A 17,012-nucleotide genomic window follows, 5' to 3' on the forward strand; every position below is an offset into this window, starting at 1 on the left:
CATCAAACCCTTAAGACGAGCCGGGTGTTATCAAGGCTCGCCTGCACATCAGGCCCTTACCCCCTCCAGTCGAGGATTCATGACCCGGCGCGGGGCGGTGGGGTTTTTCACTTCGACAGTTGGCCCTGCATCAACCTTGTCCGAAGGTTTTTGCTCTGGATTAGGCGGCGTCTGTACCTTGGGTTCAGACTCGACCTTCACCTCGACCTTTTGCTCCGGGTTCGACTCGCCATTCACCTTGGATTCAGTCCCCACTCTCGCCTCTGCCTTCAACTGAGAAATGGTCTTTACTTCCGCCTCCGGCTGCGTATCCAGCGACACACGCGTCGACTGCCCCGGGGTAATGTCACGGATTTTTACTGGTTGGTTCTCCCCCCAACCCTCCGAACTGATCCGCACGTTGACACCGGCCTCCACACGCACCCTGAATTGTTTGCCTTCCTCAGGTGTAAGGCTCACTTGCGTACTGCCATCTGGCATGACCTGCACTTGGGCATCACTACCCGACGTGCCCACCTGCGCGTCACTGCCAACTTTGCCCTGAACGCTATTTCCGACAGTCTCCGCCGACGAACTATTGCTAAAACCAGTGATGTTCATCTGCTTGCCGCCACTCGCGTTCGCTTTAACATCACCGTCCTTGCCGGCAGTCACTGAGGTCGATTTTTTACCGCCCGCCGTATTGACGTGTGCACCGCCGCTGGAATCAACATTGACTTGAGCGTCATTACCCGCAGTGACTGTTGGCGATTGAGTATGATCGCTGGCAGTCTTCACTCCCATGGAGGCATCAGCACCAACGCTTACATTGCCGTCCTTGCCCACAGTGACTGTCGCCGCTTTATTATCGCCTGTGGTTTTAACTTGCACGGAGCCGTCAGCACCAACATTGACTTTAGCGTCCTTATCTGCGGTGACTGTCGATTTAGTACCATCACCAGCAGTCTTCACTTGCACAGAGCCGTCAGCACCAACATTGACTTTGGCGTCCTTATCTGCGGTGACTGTCGATTTAGTACCATCACCAGCAGTCTTCACTTGTACAGAGCCGTCAGCACCAACATTGACTTTAGCGTCCTTATCTGCGGTGACTGTCGATTTAGTACCATCACCAGCAGTCTTCACTTGCACGGAGCCGTCAGCACCAACATTGACTTTGGCGTCCTTATCTGCGGTGACTGTCGATTTAGTACCATCACCAGCAGTCTTCACTTGCACGGAGCCGTCAGCACCAACATTGACTTTAGCTTCCTTATCTGCGGTGACTGTCGATTTAGTACCATCACCAGCAGTCTTCACTTGCACGGAGCCGTCAGCACCAACATTGACTTTAGCGTCCTTATCTGCGGTGACTGTCGATTTAGTACCATCACCAGCAGTCTTCACTTGCACGGAGCCGTCAGCACCAATATTGACTTTAGCGTCCTTATCTGCGGTGACTGTCGATTTAGTACCATCACCAGCAGTCTTCACTTGCACAGAGCCGTCAGCACCAACATTGACTTTAGCGCCCTTATCTGCGGTAACTGTCGATTTAGTAGCATCACCAGCAGTCTTCACTTGCACAGAGCCGTCAGTACCAACATTGACTTTAGCTTCCTTATCCGCAGTGACTGTCGATTTCTTACTATCGTCAACAGTCTTCATTTGCGTGGAGCCGTCTGCATTGATAGTCACGCCCGCAATGCCGCCGGAGACCCGTTCACCTTTCCTGGCAAAAGGTGACGACTTCCCTTGGGAATTCGAACCACCCTCCACAGACACTTCAACACCACTCTCCGCCTTGGCTGCATGCGGTACTACTGTCGTGGCATGAGAACTGAATCCCCTGCCGGACAACAGGCTGCGCATGGCTTTGAAGACCAGATCAAACATCTCAAATAATTTTTCCAGCGCATCGGAGTTAACGGAAATCTCCTTTGCCTCCGTCACAGTTTGATTAACGTCTCGTGCAACCCCTTTAATACCGAGATCCGTAGCGAGCGTGCCGACGCGCTCAACATCTTTCACAAGACCGGTCGAACTTTTGCTCGCCGACGGGAGTTCCGGAATAAAAGCCTTAGGAGTGCCAAGCGATACATTAGACATCTTGTAACCTCATGATTAGTTATGTGCTGCCTCGAAGCATTTGGAAATCCGGACAGCAATTAATGTAAAACTGGAAACAATCATCATCTCGCAGTCCCTATTTTCGTGGACCGAAACGCAATCAAGTTCCAACAATCCAACTTCACAAAAGGCAAACAAAATCAAGAATCAGGTTTTAGCCTATGACTATTCAAGAAACCGCTCTAAATCCACTGCACCAGCGAGTATTCCATGGACAAACAAGGTAACAACCAAGCCCAAATCTAAAATAATGAAACCATTTACTCCGGCAAGATTTCACACTTATGTTAATTGCGCACAAGCGCGTACCAGAAGTTAATTAAACTGTATTCTTCCTGAAAATCAAGGTATCAATCAAATAACTGCATACATTCAGAACGCGCTATCACCCTCGATAAACATTAATGCTGCACCCCTGACAACCCGGAACTTTCACTTAAACACAGCCCAAAAAAAGGGCGCCAAGGGCGCCCATTTATCGATGTATTTGAAAACTTATTAAATATCAACGCTATTTTTCAGCGCCGTCACTCACTGACTGTCTACCGGCACCATACCGAGCAAACGGCTCACTTGGGCCAGCTCGGTTTCCCGACGCATCGCCGTAAACAGCTCCACCGCTTCCGGGTAGTTGCGCGTGAGCATCGCCAGCCACTGCTTCAATCGACCTGGCGCCTGTCGCTCGGTCAGTTGCGCCACCGACTGGGTCCAGAAGTCCTGGAGCAGGGGCTGCATCTGCGCCCAAGTCATTTCGACCACCTCCTCCCCCGCCCGCGCGGCAGCGATCTGCCGCGCCAGGTCCGGGCGCGCCACCAGGCCCCGACCCAGCATGATGTCTTCGGCACCGGTGATTTCACGGCAACGCTTCCAGTCTTCGACACTCCAGATATCGCCATTGGCGAACACCGGCACCTTGACCACATCCTGCACACGCGGGATCCACTCCCAGTGCGCCGGTGGCTTGTAGCCGTCGGTCTTGGTACGCGCATGCACCACGATATGCGCCGCGCCGCCTTCCGCCAGGGCCGTAGCGCACACCAGGGCGCCGTCCGGGCTGTCGAAACCCAGGCGCATCTTGGCAGTCACCGGGATGTGCGCCGGCACAGCACGGCGCACGTGCTCGACGATCTGGTTGAGCAACTCCGGCTCCTTGAGCAGCACCGCACCGCCACGGGACTTGTTGACGGTCTTGGCCGGGCAGCCGAAGTTGAGGTCGATGACCTGCGAACCGAGCTCACACGCCAGCGCAGCGTTTTCCGCCAGGCACACCGGATCAGAGCCGAGCAATTGCACGCGCAGCGGCACACCGGCAGCGGTGTGGGCACCGTGCAGCAGTTCCGGGGCGAGTTTGTGGAAATACGCCGGGGTGAGCAGGCGGTCGTTGACGCGGATGAACTCGGTCACGCACCAGTCGATACCACCGACACGGGTCAGCACGTCCCGCAGGATGTTGTCGACCAACCCCTCCATGGGCGCCAAAGCAATTTGCATGGAAAACACTCAACAAAAATTGTGGCGCAGTTTACTGGGTTTCCCACAGCAACCGTTAACCCCCTGTCAGGGCGGGGCCATAACCGTCGAGGAACTCAGCCGGCATGCGCTTGGGCTTGCCGGTGGACAGTTCAATGCAGACGAAGGTGGTTTGCGCACGTAGCAGGGTCGCGCCGTCACGGGGGCGGACCAGTTGGAAGCGCCGGGTCATTTTCAGGCGCTGGTCCCAGTCGACGATCCAGGTGGCCAGTTGCAGCTCGTCGCCTTCATAACCGGCGGCCAGGTAGTCGATCTCATGACGCACCACGGCCATGGCGCGGTCCAGGCGCCGATATTCGGTCAGGTCCAGGCCCAGGCGCTGGGAGTGGCGCCAGGCGCAGCGCTCCAGCCAGGACACGTACACCGCGTTATTGGCGTGCCCCAGGCCGTCGATGTCTTCAGGCGCAACCTGCAGATCGATGATGAATGGCGTTGCCAAATCCCAGCCCATGCCTTGCTCCCAGTCGATTAATGTCGGCGAGGAGAGTGTATCAGGCGCTCTGCCGCTCCTGTAGACGACAGCTGGCCAGCAACGCCAGTACAGCGTCGATCACACGCGGATCGGCCAGGACTTTCTGGTGACCGCCCTGCTCCAGGCGTAGCAAGCGGCTGTCGAACCAGGCTTCGTGGATGGCTTGCGAGGCTTTGACCGGAACGAAGGTGTCATCTTCGGCGTGCACGATCAGGCCGGGAATATTCATCTGGTAATGCGCCACGTCCAGGTGTTTGAGCGGCATTCCGAAAGTCAACTCGACCTCCTGGATAAACGCCGAACGCGCCCGCGCTGGCAAACCGACCATCCTGGTAAAGCCGCGCAGCACATCCAGAAAGCGCGACGGCGCGGCGATACTCACCAACGCCTCGGTGCGCAGCCCCAACTGCACCGCCAGCATCGCACTGGCGCCGCCCATGGAATGGCCGATCACGGCGTGCAGCGGCGGCAACTCGGCGGCAGCTTCAAGCATGGCGCGGGCAAACAGCAGCACATGGGCTTCACGCCCCGGCGAACGGCCATGGGCGGGACCATCAAGGGCAATCACGGAATAACCGTTGTCGACCAATGCGCTGATCAAGCTGGCAAATTGGGTAGGACGCCCTTCCCAACCGTGCATCAGCAACACCGCCGGCCCCTGGCCCCAGCGCAACGCGGACAAGCCGAAACGCAGGGTGATGCGCTCCGATTGCGCCAGCAGCGGCAGTTCCCAGTCACGCGGCGGCAGGTCGCGGGGCGTCATGAAGGCGCGACGCATGCGGTTGGCCACCGTTTGCGGTACCAAGTGGCCCAGCGTGCTGTTGAAGCGACGAACCCAGGTAAGCGTGCCCATCATGCAGCCCTCTTCTAGCGCACGGCCGACTTGGCGGCGCGCAGCACACGGTCAGACAACTCACCCGGCCCCAAGGCGCGGGCCAGGGCCAGACCACCGATCATCAGCGCCATGTCAGCCAGGGCTTTGTCGGTGTCTTCGGGGCTGGCAGCCAACTGCGCAGCCATCAGCTCACAGTGCTCGTTCAACGCCTGGCGGAACTCATCCGGCAGGCGGCTCATCTCGCCGACCGTGGCGGGAATCGGGCAAGCCTGGGCAGTGGAGTCGCGGTGCTTGCGCGACAGGTAGAACGCCGCCACCAGGCTTCTGCGCTCCTCTCCGGTCAGCTGTGAGTCCATGTCATCAATCGACGCTCGACGCTTGGCCAGCAACTGGGTGAAGGCCTCCAGCATCAGCGCATCCTTGCTTTCGAAGTGCGCGTAGAAACCACCGACGGTCAGCCCCGCCGCGCCCATCACTTCGCCCACACTCGGTTCAGCCGGGCCACGCTGGATCAGCGCGGCGCTGGCGGCCTGCAAAATGCGTTCGCGGGTTTGCGCTTTTTTATCGCTCATCATCGCCTCCGATGTTCATGGGTTGAATATTATTACCATAATAATATTTGGCAAGCGACGGGCATGACCGCTGGTCAGAAGAAAAGTAGGAAAGGAAAAAGAATTGGCCAAACGCCAGACAAACAAAAGGGCCATTCAATAATTGAATGACCCTTAAAAATCCCGCAGAGCGGGTAATCGTGGCGTCCCCTAGGGGACTCGAACCCCTGTTACCGCCGTGAAAGGGCGGTGTCCTAGGCCACTAGACGAAGGGGACACAAACCTTCTGTACACTGATCAGGCTGAGACTGATCGATCCAAGGACGGTGTGGCCGGAACCTTGGAACTGTAAATTGGTGGAGCTAAACGGGATCGAACCGTTGACCTCTTGCATGCCATGCAAGCGCTCTCCCAGCTGAGCTATAGCCCCGGATTTTTCGTCTCGCGACGCAGCAGACCTTTCGAACTGCTTGGTGAAACTGGCGTCCCCTAGGGGACTCGAACCCCTGTTACCGCCGTGAAAGGGCGGTGTCCTAGGCCACTAGACGAAGGGGACAAAACCTTCTGTACATCTGATCAGCGCTGAGAACTGATCGATTCAAGGACGGTGTGGCCAGACCTTGAACCTGAAAATTGGTGGAGCTAAACGGGATCGAACCGTTGACCTCTTGCATGCCATGCAAGCGCTCTCCCAGCTGAGCTATAGCCCCTCATCGGTGAGGACGGGGCGAATCTTAATGGCGGTTTGGAAACGTGTCAAATTTATTTTCAACAATTTCCAAAATTTTTTGCCGGGATAACAATCACTTACCAGCGAAACCCCGGAAAACCGGGGTTTCGTCGTTTCAACCGTGTGCTCAGGCGATGGCGCCCAGCAGCTTTTCCCACTCTTTGTTTTCTTTCTTCGATACACCACCAAGCAAATCAAGGGCTTGGCGCAGGCGGAAACGGGTCAGGTCCGGGCCGAGGATTTCCATCGCATCAAGCACCGACACGGAACTGGCCTGCCCGGTGATCGCGGCAAACATCAGCGGCATGGCATCACGCAATTTCAATTCCAGGGACTCCACCACCGCCTGGATCGTCGCGGTGATCGCATCCTTCTCCCACTGGCGCAGGCTTTCGAGCTTCCACAGGATCAACTGCATCAGTTGGCGAACCTGGTCGCCCGAGAGTTTCTTGGATTCAAACAGCTTGGCATCCGGGTTCACGCCTCCGGCAAAGAAGAAGTTGGCCAACGGTGCGACCTGGCTGAACGTCTCCACCCTGCCCTGCACCAGCGGCGCGATCTTCATCATGTACTCGGGGTTCAACGCCCACTGCTGCACACGGCTGGCGAACTCTTCCACCGGCAGATCACGCAGCCACTGGCCGTTGAGCCACGACAGCTTCTCGATGTCGAAGATCGGCCCGCCCAGTGACACGCGGGACAGGTCGAAATTATCGACCATTTCCTGCAGCGAGAACTTCTCGCGCTCGTCCGGCATCGACCAGCCCATGCGGCCCAGGTAGTTGAGCATCGCTTCCGGCATGAAGCCCATGCGCTCGTAGAAGGTCACCGAGGTCGGGTTCTTGCGCTTGGACAGCTTGCTTTTGTCCGGGTTACGCAACAGCGGCATGTAGCACAGCTGCGGTTGTTCCCAGCCGAAGTACTCGTAGAGCAGGATCAGCTTCGGCGCCGACGGCAGCCATTCTTCGCCGCGCAATACGTGGGTGATGCCCATCAGGTGGTCATCGACCACGTTGGCCAGGAAGTACGTCGGCAGGCCGTCGGTCTTCATCAGCACCTGCATGTCCATGCGGTCCCACGGGATCTCGACGTCACCGCGCAGCATGTCCGGCACCACGCACACGCCTTCGCTCGGCACCTTCATGCGGATCACGTGAGGCTCGCCAGCGGCCAGGCGACGGGCCACTTCTTCTTTCGACAGCAGCAGCGCGCGGCCATCGTAGCGCGGGGTTTCGCCGCGGGCCTGTTGCTCGGCGCGCATCTGGTCCAGTTCTTCTGCGGTGCAGAAGCACGGGAACGCATGGCCCATGTCGACCAGTTGCTGGGTGTATTGCTTGTAGATATCGCTACGCTCGCTCTGGCGATACGGGCCATGCGGTCCGCCAACGTCCGGACCTTCCGCCCAGGTAATGCCCAGCCAGCGCAAGGCATCGAAAATCTGCTGTTCCGACTCACGGGTGGAGCGCAGTTGGTCGGTGTCTTCGATCCGCAGGATGAATTCACCGCCGTGCTGCTTGGCAAAGCAGTAGTTGAACAAGGCGATGTAAGCAGTGCCGACGTGGGGATCCCCAGTAGGCGATGGCGCGATGCGCGTGCGGACGGTGGTCATGGCAGGTCTCGAATGGGCGATAAAACTGAAAATTGAAACAAGGAGCGAATGGTAACAGCCTGGGGGATTTCTGGAAAACCGAGGCGCGGCTATCGGGGGCAAGCCCCCTCCCACAGTCGATATGTGAACACCGTCAAATGTGGGAGGGGGCTTGCCCCCGATGAAACCACCACCAATCAAACGGCCAGCAAGCGCTCGCGCAACTTGCCAATCTCATCCCGCGTCTGCGCCGCCGCCTCGAACTCCAGGTCACGCGCCAGCTGGTACATCTTCTCTTCAAGTTGCCGAATCCGCTTGGTGATCTCACTCGGCGAGCGCAGTTCGTTCTCGTACTTGGCGCTCTCCTCGGCAGCCTTGGCCATGCCCTTGCGCTTCTTGCTGCGCGAGCCTGGCACAGTGGCGCCTTCCATGATGTCGGCGACGTCCTTGAACACGCCCTTGGGCGTGATGCCATTTTCCAGATTGAACGCGATCTGCTTGTCGCGACGGCGCTGGGTCTCGCCAATCGCCCGCTCCATGGAACCGGTGATGCGGTCCGCGTACAGGATCGCCCGGCCATTGAGGTTACGCGCGGCACGGCCGATGGTCTGGATCAGCGAGCGCTCCGAACGCAGGAAGCCCTCCTTGTCCGCATCGAGGATCGCCACCAGCGACACTTCCGGCATGTCCAGGCCTTCGCGCAGCAGGTTGATCCCCACCAGCACATCGAAGGTGCCCAGGCGCAGGTCGCGGATGATTTCCACGCGTTCCACGGTGTCGATGTCCGAGTGCAGGTAGCGCACGCGCACGCCGTGGTCGGCCAGGTAGTCGGTCAAGTCTTCGGACATGCGCTTGGTCAGCGTGGTGACCAGCACCCGCTCATCCAGGGCCACGCGCTTGGTGATTTCCGACAGCAAGTCGTCGACCTGGGTCAACGCCGGGCGGATTTCGATTTCCGGGTCGACCAGGCCGGTCGGCCGCACCAATTGCTCGATCACACGGCCGGCATGCTCGGCCTCATAGTTGCCCGGCGTGGCGGACACAAAAATAGTCTGCGGGCTGATGGCTTCCCACTCATCAAAGCGCATCGGCCGGTTATCCAGCGCCGACGGCAGGCGGAAACCGTATTCCACCAAGGTTTCCTTACGCGACCGATCGCCCTTATACATCGCGCCGACCTGCGGCACGCTGACGTGGGATTCGTCGATCACCAGCAATGCATCCGGCGGCAGGTAATCGTAGAGCGTCGGCGGCGGCGCCCCGGACTCGCGTCCCGACAGGTAGCGCGAGTAGTTTTCGATGCCGTTGCAGTAGCCCAGCTCCAGGATCATCTCCAGGTCGAAACGGGTGCGCTGTTCCAGGCGCTGGGCTTCCACCAGCTTGTTGTTGGAACGCAGGTACTCCAGGCGCTCGGCCAACTCGGTCTTGATGCCTTCGATAGCGCCCATCAGGGTTTCACGCGGGGTCACGTAGTGGCTTTTCGGATAGAACGTGAAGCGCGGCAGCTTGCGGATCACCTCGCCGGTCAACGGATCGAAGGCCGACAGGCTCTCGACTTCATCATCGAACAGCTCGATGCGGATCGCTTCCAGGTCGGATTCGGCCGGGTAGATGTCGATCACATCGCCGCGCACCCGGAAGGTGGCGCGGGCAAAGTCCATGTCGTTGCGCGTGTATTGCAGGCTGGCCAGGCGACGCAACAGTTCGCGCTGGTCGAGTTTGTCGCCGCGGTCGACGTGCAGCACCATCTTCAAATAGGTTTCCGGGCTGCCCAGGCCGTAGATGCACGACACCGTGGTGACGATGATCGCGTCCTTGCGCTCCAGCAGCGCCTTGGTCGCCGACAATCGCATCTGCTCGATGTGGTCGTTGATCGACGCATCCTTCTCGATAAAGGTATCGGAGGACGGCACGTAGGCTTCGGGCTGGTAGTAGTCGTAGTAGGAAACGAAGTACTCCACCGCGTTGTTCGGGAAGAACGCCTTGAACTCACCATAGAGCTGCGCGGCCAGGGTCTTGTTCGGCGCCAGCACCAGGGTAGGACGATTGATCTGCGCGATCACGTTGGCGATGCTGAAGGTCTTGCCCGAACCGGTCACCCCGAGCAGCGTCTGGTGGGCCAGGCCGGCCTCGATGCCTTCGACCATCTGGCGAATGGCTTCCGGCTGATCGCCGGCGGGTTCAAAACGGGTGACGAGTTGGAAATCCGACATAACGTACCTCGTGAAGTCACCCCAGACTCGAAACCGCCAGGGACGAAATAGCTCGGCAACCCGCGAATGATCATCGCAGGTTGCAGGAAAAAACCATGATAGCTGTAGAAGTGGTGCCGAATGTGACGGGTTTCAAGACCATCGTCCTACGTGCCGTGCCGGATCAATGTTGCAATAAGACTAACGGTCAGCAAATAAACCGAAAAACTTGGCCGAAAAGCCATTTCGGCTGTCGCCCTCGACGGTGATGGCCTCTATACTAGCTCCCCGTTTGTGCACCGCTCTAGTGCATTCGGCTGGAGCGCGACACGTCCCTCCTACCCCCCATAGAGCTGCCGCAAAAATGAGCCTGTTCTCCGCTGTCGAAATGGCACCACGCGACCCTATCCTGGGCCTCAACGAAGCATTCAACGCCGATACACGAACCACCAAGGTCAACCTTGGCGTGGGCGTTTACTGCAACGAGGAGGGGAAGATTCCACTCTTGCGTGCCGTTGCCGAAGCGGAAGCCATTCGCGTGGCGCAACACGCCGCCCGTGGCTACCTGCCGATCGATGGCATCGCAGCCTACGATAAGGCTGTGCAAACCCTGCTGTTCGGCGCTGAATCGCCACTGCTCAGCGCTGGTCGCGTCACCACCGTACAAGCGGTCGGCGGCACTGGCGCGCTGAAGCTGGGGGCTGACTTCCTCAAGCAACTGCTGCCCAACGCCGTCGTCGCCATCAGCGACCCGAGCTGGGAAAACCACCGCGCGCTGTTCGAAACCGCCGGCTTCCCGGTGCAGAACTACCGCTACTACGACGCCGCCACCCATGACGTGAACCGCGCCGGCCTGCTCGAAGACCTCAACGCCCTGCCGCCGCAATCCATCGTGGTGCTGCACGCCTGCTGCCACAACCCGACCGGCGTCGACCTGAGCCCGGCCGACTGGCAGAACGTGCTGGACGTGGTCAAGGCCAAGAACCTGGTGCCGTTCCTCGACATGGCCTACCAGGGCTTTGGCGACGGCATCCACGAAGACGCCGCCGCTGTGCGCCTGTTCGCTGAATCGGGCCTGACCTTCTTTGTGTCCAGCTCGTTCTCCAAGTCGTTCTCCCTGTACGGCGAACGCGTGGGCGCACTGTCCATCGTCGGCGAGTCCAAGGAAGAAAGCGCGCGCATCCTGTCCCAGGTCAAGCGTGTGATCCGCACCAACTACTCCAACCCGCCAACCCACGGTGCGGCCATCGTGGCAGCGGTGCTGAACAGCCCTGAGCTGCGCGCCCAGTGGGAAACCGAACTGGCTGAAATGCGCCTGCGCATCCGTGGCATGCGTGAGCAGATGGTCGCCACCCTGGCCAAGGCTGCTCCGGAGCACGACTTCAGCTTCGTCGGCCGCCAGCGCGGGATGTTCTCCTACTCCGGCCTGACCGTTGAGCAAGTTACCCGCCTGCGCAGCGAATTCGGCATCTACGCACTGGATACCGGGCGTATCTGTGTGGCGGCGTTGAACCAGTCGAACATTGATGCAGTCACAAAGGCAATCGTTCAGGTGCTGTAAATCTGTAGCCGTTGCACCAGAAGGGGAAGCCGATGGCTTCCCCTTTTTCGTCTCCAGCCCCTAGACTGAACCTCGACCGCCCCTTTGCTGTGAGTACCTTATGAGAAACGACGACCTGGACCTGCGTGCCGACCGCGACGAGCTGGACCACTTCCCCCCGCGTGCACCGCAAGCAAAGCGCCAGAAGAGCCTGGTACTGCAAGTGGCGCTCGGTGTATTCCTTGGCGGCCTGGCGCTGTGGCTGGTGCAGTTGGGCGCAACTGCAATCATGGCAAAACTGGCCATGGGCACCCTGCAATTCGGCGGCTGATACCAATCACAATCTAGGAAGCAACCAGATCGCGTTCCTCCAACAGCTTTACAAAGCTGTTGAGGCTCTGTGACACCGTCCCGCGCCGCCAGATCAGCCAGGTATTCAAAATCCGGAAGTTGTCCGTCAGCGGCCACACACTCACCGCCGCCGACCCCGGCATGCTCTCGAGCATGCTGCGCGGCATCAGCGCCAGCCCGGCGCCGGCACTGACGCAGGCGAGCATGCCGTGGTACGACTCAATCTCGAAGATCTTGCCCGGCACCGCGCCATCCTGTGAGAACCAGCGCTCAAAATGGTGCCGATACGAGCAGTTGGAGCGGAAAGTGTAGATGTTCTCGCCATTCACATCCTGCCCCCGGGTGATCGGCGCGTGATGCAGCGGCGCGATCACTACCATCTCTTCCTCGAATACCGCCACGCCTTCCAAGGTGGCATGCAGCACCGGCCCGTCGACAAACGCCGCCGCCAACCGCCCCGATAACACGCCTTCGATCATCGTGCCCGACGGCCCGGTGCTCAGGTCCAGCTCGACCTTGGTGTGTTTCTGGTTGTACGCCGCGAGCAACGCCGGGATACGCACCGCCGCCGTGCTCTCCAGCGAACCGAGGGCAAACGCACCCTGGGGCTCCTCCCCCGCCACTGTCGCACGGGCCTCCTGCACCAAGTCGAGGATGCGCCGCGCATAGCCGAGGAAGTTCCAGCCCGCCGGCGATAGACGCAAGCGGCTTTTCTCGCGGATAAACAATTCCACGCCCAGGTCCTGCTCCAGTTGCTTGATGCGCGTGGTCAGGTTCGACGGCACGCGGTGAATCAACTGCGCGGCGGCGCTGATGCTGCCTTGCTCGGCAACGGCCTTGAAGATTTCCAGCTGCACCAGGTCCAAGTCATTCTCCAATCGTGAATATATTGCTTAATATTATTCAGTTTCCAGAAAAGATATAGCCCCGTAGGCTGAACCCAACCTCATCATTCAGCAGGACGGTGCCATGAACGCGACTACCCACGCCCTCTCGATCAACCCGGCCAACGGCGAAACGGTCGGCAGCTACCCGTATGAAACCACGCAGCAACTGGATGCCGCCCTTGAGCGCGCCACCCTCGCCTTCCGCACCTGGCGCCGCCAGCCGGTCAGCCAGCGCGCCGAGTTGCTGCTGAGCCTGGCCAGCGCCCTGCGCGAACAAGCCGAAGACATGGCGCAGATGATCACCCTGGAAATGGGCAAACCCATCGCCCAGGCCCGTGCCGAAATCGAAAAATGCGCGCAGCTCAGCGAGTGGTATGCCGCCCACGGCCCGGCCATGCTCGCCCCGGAACCGACGCAGGTGGACAACGGCAGCGCCCAGATCGAATACCGCCCACTGGGTCCGATCTTCGCGGTGATGCCGTGGAACTTCCCGGTGTGGCAAGTGCTGCGCGGCGCCGTGCCGACCATGCTGGCCGGCAACACCTACGTGCTCAAACACGCACCCAACGTGATGGGCAGCGCTTACCTGATCCAGCAGGCGTTCCACACCGCCGGTTTTGCCAAAGGCCTGTTTGAAGTGGTCAACGTGACCAACGACGGTGTCTCCCAAGCCATCGCCGACCCACGCATCGCCGCCGTCACCCTCACCGGCAGCGTGCGCGCCGGTATCGCCATCGGCTCCCAAGCCGGTGCCGCATTGAAAAAATGCGTGCTGGAACTGGGCGGCTCCGACCCGTTCATCGTGCTCAACGACGCCGACCTCGATGCCGCCGTACAAGCCGCCCTGATCGGCCGTTTCCAGAACAGTGGCCAGGTCTGCGCCGCCGCCAAGCGCCTGATCATCGAGGAAGGCGTGGTGCAAGCCTTCACCGCCAAATTCCTCGAAGCCAGCCGCGCCCTGGTGATGGGCGACCCGACTTCAGCCACCACCTACATCGGCCCGATGGCCCGCTTCGACCTGCGCGACGAGCTGCATGGCCAGGTCCAGGCCACCCTGGAAGAAGGTGCGACCCTGCTGCTGGGCGGCCATAAAGTACCCGGCACCGGTAATTACTACGCGCCGACCGTACTGGCCAACGTCACCGACCAGATGACCTCGTTCAAACAGGAACTGTTCGGCCCCGTGGCCTCGATCATCACCGCCCGCGACGCCGACCACGCCGTGGCCCTGGCGAATGACAGCGAGTTCGGCCTCACCGCGAGCATCTTCACCCGCGACCCGGCGAAGGCGCGGGACATCGCCAATCAGCTGGAAACCGGCGGCATCTTCGTCAATGCCTTCAGTGTCTCCGACCCTCGGGTGGCGTTTGGCGGGATCAAGAAAAGCGGGTTCGGCCGCGAGTTGTCGCACTTCGGTGTCCGCGAGTTCTGCAACGCGCAGACCGTGTGGCTGGATCGCACATAAATCAGAGCAGCGCCTGACCTGTGGCTCACCACAGGCATGCGGTGGCCTGAAATTGTTTATGCACGAATATGCCGCCGCACACACTGCACCAACCCCTCCAGCGCCTGCGACTTCACTGGCGCGAGCACACAGACCGTGTGTTCGCGCTGGTCCTCCTTCACCGTCAGGGTGTAATGCACCTGGCCCGGGTTACCGGGCGCGGGTTCACTGCTTTGCGGCAGTTGAAAGAAGTCGCACGCCTCGACCAACTGCCGCAACTCCTGCTGGTCCTGCTCGGGCAGGCTGTCCAGCTCAACCGTACGCGGCTTGGCCAGGCCCGGAAAAAAAGCAGGCCCGCCGTTTTCCTTCAGCGAAATTTGCATGGTTGCTCCTCACGTCAGACTGAAATACCGACCGCCTTCCAGCCCTCCTTGACCGCCTTCTGCTCATCCTTGTTCGCGCCGTAGAGGCGACCGGCAACATCGTAGGTAATGCGTGCAAAGCGCAAAAACCCTGAGTTCGGCCGCAACCGCGCATCACGCAACGCGTCGTACCAGATGCGCCCGGCACGTTCCCAGGCAAACCCGCCGATTTTCGTCGCCACCTGGTAAAACGCATGGTTGGGAATACCGGAATTGATATGCACCCCGCCATTGTCCTCGTAGGTCTGCACAAAATCATCCATGTGTCCGGGCTGAGGGTCCTTGCCCAGCAGCTTGTCGTCAAACGCGGTGCCGGGGGCTTTCATCGAGCGCAGCGCGGTGCCTTTGATCTTCTTGGTAAACAGCCCTTTGCCGATCAGCCAATCGGCGTCCTCGGCCTTTTGTTTCAACGAATATTGCTTGATCAACGAACCGAACACGTCCGACAACGACTCGTTCAACGCGCCGGACTGATTGAAATACATCAGCTTGGCCTCATCCTCGGTCACACCGTGGGCCAGCTCATGGCCAATCACGTCGAGGGCGACCGTGAAGCGGTTGAACAGCTCGCCGTCCCCATCCCCGAACACCATCTGGGTCGAGTTCCAGAACGCATTGTTGTAGTTCTGGCCAAAGTGCACGGTAGCGTCCAGGGCCATGCCGGCATCGTCGATGGAGTTGCGGTCGAAGACCTGATCGAAAAAGTCGAAGGTGGCACCCAGCCCATCATAGGCCTCGTCCACCGCCGCGTCGCCACTGACGGGCTGGCCTTCGCCACGGATGAGTTTGCCCGGCAGGCTGTCGCTGCCCTCGGCGCTGTAGATCGAGCGTCGCTTGTCGGCGCCCATGGCCAGCGCCAGGTGCGCCGGGCCCTTGGCGGGCACCGCGACCATGCGCAGCGAGCGGAAGGTGCTGTCCTTGGCGCGGGTACGCAGCGCGACATCCCGTTGCGCTTTGTCACCGTTACGCGCGATCTGGTCGAGCATATAGGGCGGGATCAGGCAGAAAATCGGGTTACGGTAATGGCGATCACACATGGGCTGGCTCCTTGTTGGCGTGTGCTGAACGTCCGGGTGACCGTTTGAGGATAGCCCCCAGGGGTTAGTGCGTATGATCAATTGTCATTAATCTATGTTGCAGTCGTGTTTATCCAAGGAGGACTGACCGATGCCCGCACGTAAAACCAAAATCGACCTCGCCTACCGCCCCCGGCTCGCCGACCTGCGCCCGTTGATCGCGCCGAGCCCCACGCTGCTGGAGGCCAGGGCAGCGACACCCCGCGTCACACCGGCCAAAGACTTGAAGGACCGAAGTGGCTACGCAGAAGACTTTCTCGGCAGCTTCGGGGTGCCCTGGCCCACACTGGAAGAAGCATTGGCGAGCGATGCCCAGAAGCGCCTGGACTACACGCACTTCTCCATAACGATGTCACGCGCCAAGCGCCTCGCGCTGTATGTGGGCGTCAACATCGACGGCGGCCAGCATGTGGACATCATCCGCAGCAACGACACCTGGGCCTACGATGGCCGCCTGCCGGTCGACGCCCAAGTCGGCGAAGCGCTCTACGCCGGCAATGGCCTGGACCGCGGCCACCTGGTGCGCCGCCAGGACCCCAATTGGGGCGACGTGGCGCAAACCGCCAACCTCGACACCTTCCACTTCACCAACTGCTCGCCGCAGATGAGCGGGTTCAACCAGAAGACCTGGCTGGAACTCGAAGACTACATCCTCGACAACACCCAACGCTGGAAAGCCCGGGCCACGGTGTTCAGCGGCCCGGTGTTCGCCGACGACGACCGCATTTACCGGGGCGTGCAGATCCCCAAGGCGTTCTGGAAGGTGGTCGCCTACCTGAGCGATGACGGCAAGCCTTCGGCCAGCGCCTACATGATCGATCAGAGCCGCGAACTGGGCCAATTGGACCTGGTGTTCGGCCAACTGCGCACCTACCAGCGCAGCGTGATCCAGATCGAGCGCCTGACCGGCATCCGCTTCGGCAACCTGGCCGACTACGACGGCTTCAGCAACGAAGAACGCGCCACCGGCACGCGCATCGAAGCGCTGATCCAGGGGCCCGAGGACATTCGTCTCTGACCGGGCACGCCGTGGGCTATGTCGCCCCGCCTTAATCAACTACCATACCGCGCCGGTTCCCAAACGGGACTAATAGGGAATCCGAGGCGCGGTACACCCGCGCCAACCGGAACTGCCCCCGCAACTGTAGATGCCGAGCCTGCTCCTCGATGCCACTGGACCTCGTCCGGGAAGGCTGGAGCCTGGCGACGACGCATCAGTCAGGAGACCTGCCGGCCCAAGCTCAATCACTAACCGGCGGGGTGTCCGGGAAGGACATTCTTGCCT

14 protein-coding genes, 4 tRNA genes and 1 riboswitch are annotated in these 17,012 nt (G+C 60.1%); of the genes, 4 read left to right on the forward strand and 14 right to left on the reverse strand.

Annotation, left to right across the window (positions count from 1 at the left end):
- Positions 1-48: 48 nt before the first annotated feature.
- The 11 genes from LUU92_RS19275 to uvrB form a co-directional block, all read right to left on the reverse strand.
- The gene (locus LUU92_RS19275; RefSeq protein ID WP_257102496.1) at positions 49-2,088 is read right to left on the reverse strand and encodes a hypothetical protein; all 2,040 of its coding nucleotides are present in this window, start codon (positions 2,086-2,088) and stop codon (positions 49-51) included.
- A 552-nt stretch (positions 2,089-2,640) separates the two neighbouring features.
- A complete protein-coding gene (locus LUU92_RS19280; protein WP_071488108.1) occupies positions 2,641-3,600 on the reverse strand; it encodes a tRNA dihydrouridine synthase in 960 nt (319 codons plus the stop codon).
- A gap of 55 nt (positions 3,601-3,655) precedes the next feature.
- Positions 3,656-4,090, reverse strand: coding sequence for an acyl-CoA thioesterase (locus tag LUU92_RS19285; RefSeq protein WP_033901813.1), 435 nt, complete (start codon positions 4,088-4,090; stop codon positions 3,656-3,658).
- A 40-nt stretch (positions 4,091-4,130) separates the two neighbouring features.
- The gene (locus tag LUU92_RS19290) at positions 4,131-4,964 is read right to left on the reverse strand and encodes an alpha/beta hydrolase (RefSeq protein ID WP_257103869.1); all 834 of its coding nucleotides are present in this window, start codon (positions 4,962-4,964) and stop codon (positions 4,131-4,133) included.
- Positions 4,965-4,978: 14 nt separating this feature from the next.
- Positions 4,979-5,518: a TetR/AcrR family transcriptional regulator gene (locus LUU92_RS19295; RefSeq protein WP_058426896.1), complete on the reverse strand. Its 540-nt coding sequence runs from the start codon at positions 5,516-5,518 to the stop codon at positions 4,979-4,981.
- A 180-nt stretch (positions 5,519-5,698) separates the two neighbouring features.
- A tRNA-Glu gene (locus tag LUU92_RS19300) sits at positions 5,699-5,774 on the reverse strand.
- 77 nt (positions 5,775-5,851) lie between these two features.
- Positions 5,852-5,927: transfer RNA gene (locus LUU92_RS19305), tRNA-Ala, on the reverse strand.
- 50 nt (positions 5,928-5,977) lie between these two features.
- Positions 5,978-6,053, reverse strand: a tRNA-Glu gene (locus LUU92_RS19310).
- Between the two features lie 78 nt (positions 6,054-6,131).
- A tRNA-Ala gene (locus tag LUU92_RS19315) sits at positions 6,132-6,207 on the reverse strand.
- Between the two features lie 147 nt (positions 6,208-6,354).
- Positions 6,355-7,836: a glutamate--tRNA ligase gene (gene gltX / locus LUU92_RS19320; RefSeq protein WP_222540091.1), complete on the reverse strand. Its 1,482-nt coding sequence runs from the start codon at positions 7,834-7,836 to the stop codon at positions 6,355-6,357.
- 176 nt (positions 7,837-8,012) lie between these two features.
- Positions 8,013-10,028: an excinuclease ABC subunit UvrB gene (uvrB, locus tag LUU92_RS19325; RefSeq protein ID WP_071490114.1), complete on the reverse strand. Its 2,016-nt coding sequence runs from the start codon at positions 10,026-10,028 to the stop codon at positions 8,013-8,015.
- 343 nt (positions 10,029-10,371) lie between these two features.
- Between uvrB and LUU92_RS19330 the strand changes: the two genes are divergently transcribed.
- A complete protein-coding gene (locus tag LUU92_RS19330; RefSeq protein ID WP_071490115.1) occupies positions 10,372-11,568 on the forward strand; it encodes an amino acid aminotransferase in 1,197 nt (398 codons plus the stop codon).
- A 100-nt stretch (positions 11,569-11,668) separates the two neighbouring features.
- A complete protein-coding gene (locus tag LUU92_RS19335) occupies positions 11,669-11,878 on the forward strand; it encodes a hypothetical protein (RefSeq protein ID WP_092250320.1) in 210 nt (69 codons plus the stop codon).
- A 13-nt stretch (positions 11,879-11,891) separates the two neighbouring features.
- Here LUU92_RS19335 and ptrR read toward each other — a convergent pair whose 3' ends face one another.
- Complete coding sequence (gene ptrR / locus LUU92_RS19340; protein ID WP_257102497.1) at positions 11,892-12,764, reverse strand: putrescine utilization regulator PtrR; 873 nt, start codon at positions 12,762-12,764, stop codon at positions 11,892-11,894.
- Between the two features lie 103 nt (positions 12,765-12,867).
- Between ptrR and LUU92_RS19345 the strand changes: the two genes are divergently transcribed.
- A complete protein-coding gene (locus LUU92_RS19345; protein ID WP_222540094.1) occupies positions 12,868-14,250 on the forward strand; it encodes an aldehyde dehydrogenase family protein in 1,383 nt (460 codons plus the stop codon).
- Between the two features lie 56 nt (positions 14,251-14,306).
- Here LUU92_RS19345 and LUU92_RS19350 read toward each other — a convergent pair whose 3' ends face one another.
- Both LUU92_RS19350 and LUU92_RS19355 read right to left on the reverse strand, forming a co-directional pair.
- Positions 14,307-14,612 carry a protealysin inhibitor emfourin gene (locus LUU92_RS19350; RefSeq protein WP_071490119.1) on the reverse strand — a complete coding sequence of 102 codons (306 nt, stop codon included), beginning with the start codon at positions 14,610-14,612 and terminating at the stop codon, positions 14,307-14,309.
- Positions 14,613-14,626: 14 nt separating this feature from the next.
- A complete protein-coding gene (locus LUU92_RS19355; protein WP_071490120.1) occupies positions 14,627-15,688 on the reverse strand; it encodes a M4 family metallopeptidase in 1,062 nt (353 codons plus the stop codon).
- Between the two features lie 130 nt (positions 15,689-15,818).
- Here LUU92_RS19355 and LUU92_RS19360 point away from each other — a divergent pair, with 130 nt between their 5' ends.
- A complete protein-coding gene (locus LUU92_RS19360; protein WP_071490121.1) occupies positions 15,819-16,745 on the forward strand; it encodes a DNA/RNA non-specific endonuclease in 927 nt (308 codons plus the stop codon).
- A 36-nt stretch (positions 16,746-16,781) separates the two neighbouring features.
- Positions 16,782-16,976, forward strand: a riboswitch (cobalamin riboswitch).
- Positions 16,977-17,012: the final 36 nt, after the last annotated feature.

Origin of the sequence: Pseudomonas extremorientalis (genome assembly GCF_024584605.1) — a bacterium.
Classification (GTDB): Bacteria; Pseudomonadota; Gammaproteobacteria; order Pseudomonadales; family Pseudomonadaceae; genus Aquipseudomonas; species Aquipseudomonas extremorientalis.